Origin of the sequence: Butyrivibrio sp. AE2005, assembly GCF_000686965.1 — a bacterium.
Lineage (GTDB): Bacteria > Bacillota > Clostridia > Lachnospirales > Lachnospiraceae > Butyrivibrio > Butyrivibrio hungatei_A.
This window is the reverse complement of the sequence record NZ_KK366042.1, coordinates 74,346-87,071: the sequence shown is the minus strand read 5'-3', so window position 1 is coordinate 87,071 and position 12,726 is coordinate 74,346. Positions and strand designations below refer to the sequence as shown.

Here is a 12,726-nt window from a genome sequence, read left to right as displayed (position 1 = left end):
AAAGTTCGATAAATTAGTTCATGTCGTGATAATCATCCATATCATCGGTATCAAATCCAATGTTCTGCATGCTTACAGTCTTACGGCGGATTCTTGCTGCCTCGGAAGCGTGAAGAAGGAAATCCTTGATCTCGCGGCCGTGCTTGATATTCTTCATTACGATAGTCTTATCCGTAACATCAGAGGTATAACATATGATCGTTGATAAACCAAAGATTCTCTGCATGAGAGTTCTTGTTATCTCAACATCAGATACTTTGTACATGTAACAGTCGTTTTCGCGCACTGTCAAAAAACCTTTGATGATTGTAAGGTCATTGTCTCTAAGTTCATATTTGGTAAAGGTCCACGGAAGTCCAAAAAACAAAAGTCTCTGTGTCTCTTGATAACGAATTTCGCCTTTGGCGCTCATAGACTCCTGATACTGTTCGGGATTTAAGATTTTTGCCATATTCTCTCTCCTTAAATGAATGAAATGTTACCATTTCAATTTACGCTTTTTTTCATTTAAGGTCAAATATGCAAACATCTTCAAGTATGCACTCAGGTGTTATCCTGCTCTCTTTAAGCGCATCCTCGGCGCTCATTCCATCATAGAACTTCTTGATAAAGCCGTAGTTGAGCACTCTTACATTCTTGCCGCCAAGATAAGATGCAATCTTTTGTCCGAAATGGCCGCCTATCTTGGCCACGGAGCGTTTTATATTTATTCGCGTGATTTCATGAACAATCCAACCTCATCCAAAGTCGGCATAACAGATAGTGCGCCTCTTCTTGTAGTGATGATCGATGCTGCTGCATTTGCAAATGACAGGCACTCTGACAGACCGGCCTCCGAAAGATCGTTAAGGCCATTCCTACGGATATAATCAATTGCACAGGCACAGAATGTATCACCTGCACCGGTAGTTTCTATCGTATCCGGATTCTTATAGCCTTCTTTTTTTACAACAAAGTCCTTATACAGAGCCATACTTCCCTCTGCCCCGAGTGTTGCAAATACAATTGGTATTTCGAATTCTTTCTGTATTTTCTTCGCACCTGCTTCAATATCAGCCATTCCGGTGAACAGTTCAACTTCATTGTCTGATATTTTTAAAACATCACAATTTTCAAAGCCGTATTTCATTGCCTCAAGAGCATCCTCTACAGATTCCCACAACGGCTCTCTGTAGTTCGGATCAAAAGAGATAACGGCACCGCTTTCCTTTGCAATACTAACAGCCAGTTTTGTTGCTTCTTTTGCCGGCTCATCTGTCATAGACAATGTTCCCAAATGGAAGACTTCGGTATTTTCAAGAAGATTTCTGTTTGCCCTGACATCGTCCGCAGTCAGCATCATATCTGCTCCCGGTTTTCTGTAAAAAGAAAAATCCCTGTCTCCGTTTGCGAGCTTATTCACAAAAGCCAAAGTAGTCGGTACTGTCGCATCCTGTACAAGACCTGAAGCTTCTATTCCCTGCTTTTCAATTCTTTCCCTTAGCATTTTTCCAAAAAAGTCATCTCCGACCTTTCCGATAAATGCAGTGCTGTTTCCAAGATTCTGCAGCATGGAAAGGACATTACACGGTGCACCCCCGGGATTAGCTTCAAATAAAGGATTCCCCTGAGCGCTCATTCCATTATTTGTGAAATCGATCAGTAATTCTCCAAGTGCCACAACATTAAATTTGCTCATTTTTCTTCTCCAATTCATTCATCACAACGTCCATGATTAATTCGCCGTTAGCCCTGAAGCTGATTCCTTCAGCCTTAATATCTGTAAAGATGCCCATTGACATTACCTGTTCTCCGTCATTAATGAACAATTCCATGCTGTATCTGTCAAGTATCACGCGCAGTTTGATCTCTCCGTTATTATCAGCCACCTTGCATCTTCTCTGGTGCACGATTGCCCTTCTGTTTCCGGAATGCTTGCGGTCGATCTTCACTATAGATTCAACAGGATCAAATTCTATGCTTGAATATTCTTTACCGTTATCTGCAAAGCGTATTTCAAACTTACCGTATGAAAGGTATGTGCCAGCCGATCTTACATTAACCGTCATATCGATACATCTGCCTTCTAAGCTTGAAAGTACACAATCATCGGTAACGATGACATTTTGTCTGCTTACTCTTTTACCATAGTAATTCTCTATTTCGCGAATAGGCTTTTGAATCAGCCTTCCGTTCTTTATCGATATTTCCCTGGGAAGGCTCATCTGTCCAAACCACGGAAAATCTTCACGTTTTATTGCCAAAGTATCCCAGTTCTGAAGCCAGCCTATCATAACCTGCCTTCCGTCTTTGGTCCGAATAGTCTGAGGCGCGTAAAAATCTATTCCGTAATCTACCGCCTGACAATTCTCCTCGCAGAAATTCCCTTCACCGTCGACACTTCCGATTATGCATAATGTGCCGTTACCGTTGTGAAATTCAAGTCCCTCGGGAAGCATATCCTGCGGGCTTGTGAGAAGTACATGCTTTCCGTCAAGCGCAAAGTAGTCCGGACATTCCCACATGACTCCAAATCTTTTATTATTCTTTATAAGTATTTTATCATATTTCCAGTTAAAACCGTCATCACTTGAATACTGCAAAAGCTGACCGTCGCCGTCTACCGTCTTGTTTCCTACAACAAGATAGTATTTTCCGTTTTCTTTCCAGATCTTCGGATCTCTGAAATCTATTTTTCCCGCTCCCTCCGGAAGCTTATCGCCCGTAATTACCGGATTCATCTCATATTTTTCATAGTCTTTTCCGTCTCCTACAGCAACGCACTGAGTCTGGACATCATAGAAGTTGCCATTCTCATCCTGTTTCCTAAGAACGCCGGTATATAGTATCAGATGTTTCCCATCCTCTGTTTCAATCGCACTTCCCGAAAAACATCCGTCCTTATCATAATCTGCTTCCGGTGCCATAACGGCAGGAAGATACTTCCAATCGATAAGGTCTTCACTCTCTACATGGCCCCAATGCATAGGCCCCCAGACAGTCTCATAAGGATTATATTGATAAAAAAGATGATATTTACCCTTATATATGCTAAATCCGTTCGGATCGTTCATCCATCCGCATCTTGGAGTAAGATGGAAAAGAGGACGAAATTCCTCCGCGATTGTCTTTTCCTTTTTGCACTCATATTCTCTTGCTTTTAATAACTTATCGTTCATAGTATTCCTTTCCTGCCATATATCTTTAAATTGTCTATGCTTGCTCCCTGAAGGCGCACTTTCCAATCCGCGCCCACCGCCGAATAAATGCGATTTGACAATGCTTTTTCGCCGTTAACATAAACCACTGTTATATCTTTTTCCACAACTACATCAACTTGATACTTAACTCCCGCATTAAGGCTCATACTTTGTTCATTGGGATAAGCATCATAGGTAATCTTATCTTCGCCATTGTCGATGGTTATTCTGTATTCCTCATTCTTCTCAGCATTGTTAAATATAATCTCCGACTTGCCTTCGTTTTCCATCTCAAGCTCAAATGTAAGCCTGCAGCTTTCCGGAACATTTCCAAGTTCCGATTCGTCTTTTACACTTTCTGCTTCAAAAATCTGTTTGTCAAAATAATTTATATATTCTTCAGGCATCGCTACGCCAAGCGTTCCGTCTTCCAGTTCCTTAAGTTCATATACAAGGAGATTTCCCGCCCAGGTATAAGGAAGCCTGTCACTTTCTCTTTTCTTTCTATCCAAAAAACCTATAAGATATCTTTTTCCTTTATATTCACAGGTCTTTGCCGCATAAAAACCGTTTCCGTCAAATGTATCTATCTTTGGTGTCTCCCACGGTCCGTTGATACTGTCTGACATTCTGTAATATACAACATTGTTCCAACTGAATGTCAGATAATAATGATTGCCCATCTTAAACAGATCCGGGCATTCCATAAAATATAAATCTTTGTTTGTATATAAGTCGCCTTCAAACTTCCAGTTTTTAAGATCATCGGAACGATAGCATATTATCGCGCTCTCATTCCCGTTTTCTTTTCTCGCTCCCACAAGCATCATATAGCCGTCATCTGTTCGCAGCACCTGCGGATCGCGAAAATCTTCCGTACTGTATCCTTCCGGAGCATGTATAATATTTTCAGTATCCTTGGTATAAGTCTTATTGTCTTTACTTGTTGCATGCATCAGGCACTCTTTATCCAGCCCGTATTCCTCATAATAATCATTATGTCCTGTGTAAAAACAATGATATTTTCCGGAGTCGTCACTAATAAACGATCCCGTTCCCACAGCAAGATCGGGCGCTTCCATTTCTTCCGAATACGCAAGTACCTGTCCTCTGTCTTCAAAACTCACAAAATTCCCTGTATAGAACTGATGTATCGGATGATACCCCACTCCGTTATTATCCGTTTCATAAAGATAATTGAGGTAAACTCCTTTCTCTGTCGAAAGAGCCATGACATCTCCGACGTAACTGTCTTCAGCCCTTGGGAATAAACATTCATTCATTTTTTTACCGGCACATCCTTGTATCATCATTAACGATATAAGTAGCAAACAAATTGTTATTCTTTTCATCTTTTTTAAATGGGGAGGATCATCTCCTCCCCATCTCCAATAAACATTAACCTTCCGATTACTTGTAAAACTCGTCAAAATACTTCTGATAAATTGCAAGATATTCATCAATTCCGTATGCATTAACCTGATTAAGATAAGCCTCCCAATCAGCATCGCTGAGGCCATCCATAACGAACTTACTTCTGCTTGCATTTATATAAGTAATAAGATCCTGCTGAATGGATGTGAGCTTTTCTGTATCTTCCGCTGTCATAAATACATTGGGATATACATACTCATTGTGCATATCATTGGTGTAATACTCCTTGATCCAGTCAAGACGGTACTGAGCATCATCAGGACATGTAACATATTTGCCGTAATACTCATCAAGGATTGCAAGAGGTCCACCTACACACTCTGCTTCACGTACTTCTACAGGAGACGCATCGCCAAGCGCCGCATGCTTAAGCATCTTTTCACCCTGATCATTTGTTGACAACTCAAAGATATCAAACTCATCATCCTCTCCGTATGTTCCCCAGTTATTCTGAGGTGACTGGAACGGATCGTACATCTTATCGAGCCATGCGCATACAAGTGCAGGATTCTCGCACTTTGCAGTTACAACGCATCTTCCGCGATCAAATCCGGAAGTAAAAGAGCTGTTAAGAGGAGTAACATTTTTTGTGTCTGCCTGAAGCGCTGCAAGAGGAACAAAGTCCTGAAGATTATCAATATTTGCAACGTCCCATGTGAAGCAAACGCCATATCTGTGAGACTTACCCTTTGCTACATATGTAGACCAGTCCTGTGTAAAGCACTCAGGATCGATAAGTCCTTCTTCGTAAAGCTTGTGGAGCCACCGGAAGCCTGACTTAAATCCTTCCTGTGTTGCTGTGCAGATAACCTTCTTGTCATTTGTCACAGCAATATGCTGTCCGATATCGTTATCTCCGTATCCCTCTCCAAATCCGTTGATAAGAAGACTGGGATCCTGATCGTTCATTATGCATGACATAGGAATGATGTCACCTTCAATACCAAACTCAGCCTGAAGCTCTGAAGCGTGATCCTTAAATGCTTTCAAAACCTGCTCAAATTCATCAACTGTTGTAGGAGTTGAAAGTCCGAGGAAATCCAACCATTTCTTATTGATATAAGTAAAGTTGTTTCCAACTGTCTGGATAGCAGTCTTATTGGAACCAAGCTGCTCTATCCATGGAAGTGCCCAGATATGTCCCTCCGAGTCGGTACACATCGTGCGGTACTCCGGATACTTATCGAACACGCCTTTTAGATTAGGCATGTTATTGTCGATATAATCTTCTAAAGAAATGATAACCCCCTGGTCAGCATATCTGATAAGATCTGAGTTTCCAAAACTTGCATTGAACACAAAATCAGTAAGAGCATTCTTGTTTGCCATATTCAGCTGGATTTTGTCCCCCCACTGATCGCTTGAAATAGCTGTCCAATCAACATGCACGTTTGTTTCTTCCTCAAGTCTCTTGAAGATTGTCCTATTGTTTGGTTCCGATTCCGTACCGGACGGATAACTTATCGTTCCGGTGATCGTAACCTTTTCCTGAAGCGGAAAGCTCAGATTGTCTGTTGAAACAGATGCAATATCACTTCCCGAAGATGCTTTGCCGCATCCCATAAGTGCGCCTGCAGATACTGTCAAAGCAAGCGCTGCCGCCATAAACTTAGTTTTTTCCTTTCTCATTTGCCCTCTCCTTACTATTAATACTTTATGCCTTCACAAGGATGTTATGCTCTTTTTACCCTCCAAAGTACATTTAAGCTATCCTTGAAAAAACCACTGCAATTCTTCTCATCCCTTTACAGATCCGATCATAATTCCGGAATCAAAGTATTTCTGGAAGAATGGATACATCACTATTAACGGAAGACTCGATACTATTATCGTTGCATATTTCAAAAGTTCGGCCAGCTGTGCCCTCTGTGCTGTACTCTGCATATCTGCTATCATTCCGGGATCGGGTTCGTTCTGTATGAGAATAGCCCTAAGCACCAGCTGAAGCGGTTGTTTTTCAGCCGAATTAAGATAGATCATTGCGTCAAAATAACTGTTCCACATTCCGACAAACTGCCAAAGCACCAAAACTGCAATAAGCGGCGTGCACACCGGAAGCAGGATCTTGAAGAAAAATACAAGTTCATTTGCTCCGTCAACATCGGCTGCCTCCCTAAGTTCGTTAGGAACTCCCTTATAATAGGTTCTTGCAATTATCATGTTCCATACACTGAAAGCATTCGGAAGTATTATCGCCCACATGCTGTCAAGAAGTCCCATGTTGCTTATAAGAAGGTATGTAGGGATAAGTCCGCCGCCAAAAAACATAGTTATGATGAAAATTGTGTTGAATATCTTTTTCCCTTTAAAATCATCTCTGGACATAGGATATGCACAAAGAAGAGTTATAAATACCGATATGACGCTGAATAAGACCGAGTAAAGAACTGCATTGCCAAATCCAATCCATATCTGGGAATTGGACATTACTCTCTCATATGCTGTAGTGGTCCACTTGCTGATATCAAAGACAATTCCCTTGTTCTGAAGTGTTATCGGATCCATAAAGGAGGCAATAACGATGTATACTACAGGTCCGATTATTGCTACAACAAATAGTCCCAAAAGTATATATCCGATCAAAAGGAAGATCTTATCTCCCATGGAAGCTCTTGCGAACTCACTTTTCTTAACTGTAAGTGTTTTTTCCATCTCTATTTCTCCTTATAATCCCTGACCGTCATTGAGCTTTTCAACAACTTTATTGACTGCTATCAGAAGTATTACATTTATGATCGTGTTGAAAAGACCTACCGCCGTAGAATAACTGTAATCACCATTCAAAAGACCTTTCTTATAAACATAAGTTGCAATGATCTCCGATGAAGCGAGATTCATATCCGACTGAAGAGCATAAGCTTTTTCAAATCCGATGCTCATTATGTTTCCGGCCTGAAGTATGAACTGTATAACTACCATATCCTTTATGGCAGGCCATTCAACCGCTTTGATCTGCTGCCAGATATTTGCTCCGTCAATCTGTGCCGCCTCTTTTAACTCATTGCTTGCATTTGAAAGTGCCGCAGTGTACATGATGGATGCCCATCCCGCGCCCTGCCAGATACCGCTTATGATGTAAATCGGTCTGAATGCTGCAGGGATGGTAAGGAAGTTTATGTTTGTTCCCAAGAACATATTGAAAGGTCCTGTTACCGAAAGCAAAATCCTTACCATACCGCAAAGAACGATTACTGAAATGAAGTTAGGCATATACAGGACCAACTGAATCTTCTGCTTTATCTTGCTGCTTGTTATTCTGTTGAGAAGAAGTGCCAGGATAATAGGAATCGGGAATCCCCACAACAGTCCGTATACACTTAACTTAAGCGTATTCAGCAAGTACTGCATAAAATCCGGCGAGGATAAAAATTGTTCAAAATATTTAAGTCCTACCCACTCACTTCCAAGTATTCCTCTAAATGGGTTGTACTTCTGAAACGCGATCAGGATTCCTCCCATAGGAATATATTTGAAAATAATGGTGAGTATAAGTGCAGGTCCTAAAAAGAATACATACAACTGCCAGTGCTGCCTGATATATACGAGTGTGTTATGCAGCGTATTATCCTTCGTTTTAGCATTCATATTAGTTCCTCCATTACTTTTACATTTGTAACATTCATTTTGTATATGTAAAAATTATCACATATATGTTTATATGTCAACAGATTAATTTTGTCATTTGCACAATTTTAATTTACATTTGACACTTTCTCTCTGACATCTTATAATCTAGGTATTCTTGGATGAAATTGCAGAAATTCGTATTTGCTGCAAATCTAATATCCAAATGTGCTAAATGTGCAAATGTAACATTTGTGCACAACATTTTTACCAACGGAGAATAATTATGGCTACAAAAGTTACTATTCAGGATATAGCCGATGCACTGGGATTATCCAGAAATACAGTATCCAAAGCAATCAATAATACCGGCGTGCTGGCTGAATCCACCAGGCAGAAGGTTCTTGAGAAAGCACTGGAAATGGGATATAAACAGTTCTCATATGCCAATTCCATTGCGGATATAAAGAATCCTTCTTTTACAAAAAATAAAGTTTCAGGCGAAATAGCTCTTTTCACCGGAAACTTCCTTAATAATTCACATTTTGCATCAACTATGCTTGATAAGTTTCAGCATGAGATTTCTCTTATGGGATATAGTCTCACCATACACAGAGTCGATGCCAACAATATAGAAGACCTTAGTCTCCCACTAACATACAGGCCAGAAAATACTAGAGCAATCGTATGTATAGAAATGTTTAATCAGCAATACTGTGAAATGATCTGCAATCTCGACCTCCCCGTCCTGATGATAGACGCTCCGGTTGCCAGTTACTGGCGTAAATTGAATGCCGACATTTTACTGATGGACAATTTTTCAGATATATACCGCGTAGTAAGCGATATGAACAAAAAAGGCATAACAAAGATTGGCTTTGTCGGACAGGTAACCCACTGCCGCTCTTTTTACGAACGCTTTATAGCATTTAGAGAAGCAATGTATATCAACAATCTTACATTTGAAGATAAATACTGCCTTTCAGAGGTACATCCTCACGGCTCGGATTACAAAGACTACTTATTTAGGGCTCTTGAAAAAATGAAAGAACTTCCCGAAATGTTTATTTGTGCAAATGACTTTGTCGCACTCGATCTATTGTACGGACTTAGAAAAATAGGCGTTGAATGTCCCAAAGATATAAAGTTGTTTGGCTTTGATGATTCACCGGAATCAAAAATAATGACTCCTTCATTATCCACGAGCCATATTCACAGTCAGATAATCGGATATTCCGCAGCAAATCTTGTTATTTCACGAATAGAACAGCCCAATCTGAACTATCGTACCACATACACCGAAACCGACCTTATTTACAGGGATTCAACAAGTTCGAAGAAATTTCCTCAATAAAAACCGCTCCGCCACCGATAGCTTCGGTAACAGAACGATTCTTTTGATCAGTTGTTATCATAAATATCTTCCGTAAATGTAAGGCTTCCTCTGTAACCCGCATAGGTTCTGTTAAAAATAAGCCTTTCATTTATGGGAAATGCTCCGAGGATGAACTGAATCTCTTTTTCAAGCGCAATTTCTCTCTCGTTGCTACTTCCTACAAGAAGTGTTATCTCTTTTTCCTCCTCACGGATTGCCTTGTTGATCTCGTACTGATCCGTCAGGAAAAGAACTTTCGGAGGCTTTGCGTATTCAAGGTCCCGGATTTCTTTTTCTACCCTGTCCTTGTCCTCCTGTCTGAAGATCGGCTCGGATACTATCACCAGAACAGGCGTAAAGCTGTAATCGTTCGCAAGATATCTTGTGTATCCGACAGCACTGTTTGCATCTGCAACAACAGCAAATCTTTTCCAGCTCACAACACCGATTGACTGTCCCAGATAGCTGTAGACATAGTCCTCTTCCGCCTCGATCACATCCTCTACAAGTTTTTCATCAAGATTAAGTGCTTTCTGCACTGCTCTGATAAAATTAGTGGTATCTGTCGCGCCGACAAAGAGTCCCGGAATCCTGATACTTGGAACGCCGAATTTCTCCTCATACTTCTTGGCAGGCCCGTTGAAGAGCCACGGATTTACAATGATATTGAGCGCCGCACCGGAGCTCTTTTTAATATCTTCAATTCCCTGATGTTTTGTAAAAAAGGTATTGACCTTAAGTCCGAGCTTCGAAAGAATCCTATCGATCTCTTCAAGCGTGCCGCTCCAGAACGGATCGTGGTAGGGCACAATTCCAAAGATATTCACAAGCTTATCGTCCTTTGGAACATCTTTTTCAATAACCTTATCGATAAACGTGTTCCAGATTACCTCATATCCGAGGTTACTGTCGCCCGCAAATCCGGGCGTATCAATCGCATAGACTTCGTGACCTTCTTCCCTAAATTTACTTGTGACGCTTTCGATATCATCTCCGATAATACCTGCGGTACATCCCGTCAGGACAAAAAAAGCATCGGCATCCATTATGTCAATCGAGCCCTGTATTGTTGTTCTTAATTTATTAACTCCGCCGAATACTACTTCTTTTTCAAGCATATTACTTGACGGGATTGACACTCCGCTTACAAAGCATGAGTGTTTATGTCCCGACTGTCCCTGATCTGCTGCCGTAGTCTGCATGCAGCATCCGGGACCTGAATGTAATATCGGGCAGACTCTGTCTATCGCACCAAGAACGGCGTTGATTCCCGCAAGAACGCATCCGCCCTTAGGATTTTCCATAATATGTGACATTAATCTTCTCCCCCTAAAATATATTTGAATGCATTTTCTTTGTACCATGAATCCTTGTAAGGGAGTTTTACATGCTTTGCAAGTTTCCTGTTAAATCCCGGATTTTCAAGCTGATCCGCGATCTTGTTTCCAAGAAAAAGAAGTCCGTCATATCCCATCGTAGGTCTTTTTCCGTCAAGAACGTGTGTAGTCGGAATTCCAAGCTTTGCCGCCCATTCGGGAACTCCTATAAATGCATCGGGTTTAAGTTTGTTTAAAAGATTAACCTGCTCAAATGGCTGCATGTTGGCAATATCAACCACAAAATTCTTGTGAATATCGTTGAGGTACTCTATGTCAACCTGCGCATCAGCGTCATATGTCGGTGTTTCGAGTCCCACAAGTTCCATGCCAAAATCATCTATAAGAGCCGCTGCCGCAAAAGACCTTCCTGTTCCTCCGCATATGAATACTCTTTTTCCCTTTAGTCTTTCCTTAAGTTCCGCAACAAGCGGTTCTATTCTTTTATGTTCGGAAGCGATGATTTTCTCAACTTCCTCTTCCTTGCCGATAACCTTAGCTATGCCTCTGTACCACTTGTCGGTATTTCTTATTCCGATAGGCATTACTGTGTGTGAATAAGGTATCTCGTAGTCTTCCCAGAGAGTTTTCATAAACTCATCCGCAAATACTTTACAGATAGAAGTCGAAGCCTCCGCTGCCGGTATTCTTTTTATCTTTTCAAGAGAGCTGTAAAAAGGAATATAGTTGACCTTTGCACCCAAAAGATTTATCATTCGCTCCATTTCTTTCTGATCGGCGAAACTGACTGTCGTAGGGGCAAAAAGATTTATGAGTCCTTTTTCTTTTTCAACTTTCTCTTTTTTCAAAATATATTTATTGATCGAAATAAATGCCGCATCAAACCCGGACGCACAAACTTTGGATTTGAAGCCTTCGCAGTGTATCGGAACCATTATAGTGTCAGGATAATCAGTCTGAAGATCCTGTGCTATCGCGTCAATATCGTCTCCAATGATACCTGATGCGCAGGAAGCATATATAAACGCAAGCTTCGGATTGTATCTCTCGACTGCTTTCTGAACAGCCTCTCTAAGCTTCTGCTCACCGCCAAATACTACACTCTTCTGATCTATATTTGTAACAATAAGTCTGGGATTTTTGACAACCTTGATTCCTCTGTGAATCTGTCCGACGCGGTACATATCTACCGCCATGATCGCACATCCGACACACCCCTGCGGAGAATGTGAAATAAAGACAGAATCCTCCAAAGACATAAGCGCCGCCATACTGTTTATCTGCTGACACTGCAGTCCCTGTGCAAAGCTCCTGTCTGCCCTTTTAAGACATCCCTTTTTGTAGTTTTCCGCAACTTCTTTTCCGGTTGTACCAAGATCGTTTATTCTTCCCGGGATGCTCTCCCTGACTCCCGAATACTGTATGTTTGGCATTTCTTCACCTCTCCCGAAAGATGCCGACATTTTATAGAAAAACCGGAGGTATATCATAACACCTCCGGCTCACCGGTCAGCATCGCATTTCTGTGATGCTCAAATCTTATCATAGTATGTCTTTCGTGAGAATTTGAGAAAACTTATCAGTGCCAATCAGCTGAGGTTATCGCTTAGGTCAATAATCGCTGTAATCTTCTGCTCAATCTAAGACAAATTTCCTTGACGCGTTGACTAAAGCATTGCTTTCCCTATCTCTTAGTCAATTTTCCTGAAATTTCTTTAAAGCAAAAAGCGACGCAAAAGATGAAATCATCTTTTGCGTCGCCTATAAATTTTACAATAATGGCAGTTTATTCCGTAAAATTGGATGTTCTGCTCTCGCACCAAAGGTGCTCGCCGGA

At 41.1% G+C, this 12,726-nt stretch carries 11 protein-coding genes; 1 reads left to right on the top strand and 10 read right to left on the bottom strand.

The annotated features are described in order from the left end of the window. Positions 1–13 precede the first annotated feature (13 nt). From DL92_RS0115285 to DL92_RS0115250, 8 genes are all read right to left on the bottom strand, one after another. Positions 14–451: a PH domain-containing protein gene (locus tag DL92_RS0115285; RefSeq protein WP_026654174.1), complete on the bottom strand. Its 438-nt coding sequence runs from the start codon at positions 449–451 to the stop codon at positions 14–16. 52 nt (positions 452–503) lie between these two features. Further along, the gene (locus DL92_RS0115280) at positions 504–692 is read right to left on the bottom strand and encodes a hypothetical protein (RefSeq protein WP_026668204.1); all 189 of its coding nucleotides are present in this window, start codon (positions 690–692) and stop codon (positions 504–506) included. Positions 693–706: 14 nt separating this feature from the next. Continuing rightward, a complete protein-coding gene (locus DL92_RS0115275; RefSeq protein ID WP_026654173.1) occupies positions 707–1,678 on the bottom strand; it encodes a carbohydrate kinase family protein in 972 nt (323 codons plus the stop codon). Further along, entirely contained in the window at positions 1,665–3,158 is a 1,494-nt protein-coding gene (locus tag DL92_RS0115270) for a glycoside hydrolase family 32 protein (protein WP_026668203.1), read from the bottom strand. The genes DL92_RS0115275 and DL92_RS0115270 overlap by 14 nt, the downstream gene beginning before the upstream one ends. Next, positions 3,155–4,462, bottom strand: a complete 1,308-nt coding sequence (locus DL92_RS0115265; RefSeq protein ID WP_197027270.1) for a family 43 glycosylhydrolase — start codon at positions 4,460–4,462, stop codon at positions 3,155–3,157. The genes DL92_RS0115270 and DL92_RS0115265 overlap by 4 nt, the downstream gene beginning before the upstream one ends. Positions 4,463–4,589: 127 nt before the next feature. Beyond that, positions 4,590–6,242, bottom strand: a complete 1,653-nt coding sequence (locus DL92_RS0115260) for an ABC transporter substrate-binding protein (RefSeq protein WP_026668201.1) — start codon at positions 6,240–6,242, stop codon at positions 4,590–4,592. A gap of 108 nt (positions 6,243–6,350) precedes the next feature. Then, entirely contained in the window at positions 6,351–7,265 is a 915-nt protein-coding gene (locus DL92_RS0115255; RefSeq protein ID WP_026654169.1) for a carbohydrate ABC transporter permease, read from the bottom strand. Between the two features lie 12 nt (positions 7,266–7,277). Continuing rightward, positions 7,278–8,198, bottom strand: a complete 921-nt coding sequence (locus DL92_RS0115250) for an ABC transporter permease (protein ID WP_026654168.1) — start codon at positions 8,196–8,198, stop codon at positions 7,278–7,280. Positions 8,199–8,463: 265 nt separating this feature from the next. On the opposite strand from DL92_RS0115250, the gene DL92_RS0115245 reads away from it, so the two are divergent. Beyond that, complete coding sequence (locus DL92_RS0115245; protein ID WP_026668200.1) at positions 8,464–9,531, top strand: LacI family DNA-binding transcriptional regulator; 1,068 nt, start codon at positions 8,464–8,466, stop codon at positions 9,529–9,531. 47 nt (positions 9,532–9,578) lie between these two features. On the opposite strand, the gene DL92_RS0115240 is transcribed toward DL92_RS0115245, so the two are convergent. Both DL92_RS0115240 and DL92_RS0115235 read right to left on the bottom strand, forming a co-directional pair. Beyond that, a complete protein-coding gene (locus DL92_RS0115240) occupies positions 9,579–10,868 on the bottom strand; it encodes a nitrogenase component 1 (RefSeq protein ID WP_026668199.1) in 1,290 nt (429 codons plus the stop codon). Then, on the bottom strand, positions 10,868–12,322 hold the full coding sequence (locus DL92_RS0115235; RefSeq protein ID WP_026668198.1) for a nitrogenase component 1: 1,455 nt from the start codon (positions 12,320–12,322) through the stop codon (positions 10,868–10,870). Before DL92_RS0115235 ends, DL92_RS0115240 begins: the two co-directional genes overlap by 1 nt. Between the last annotated feature and the right edge of the window lie 404 nt (positions 12,323–12,726).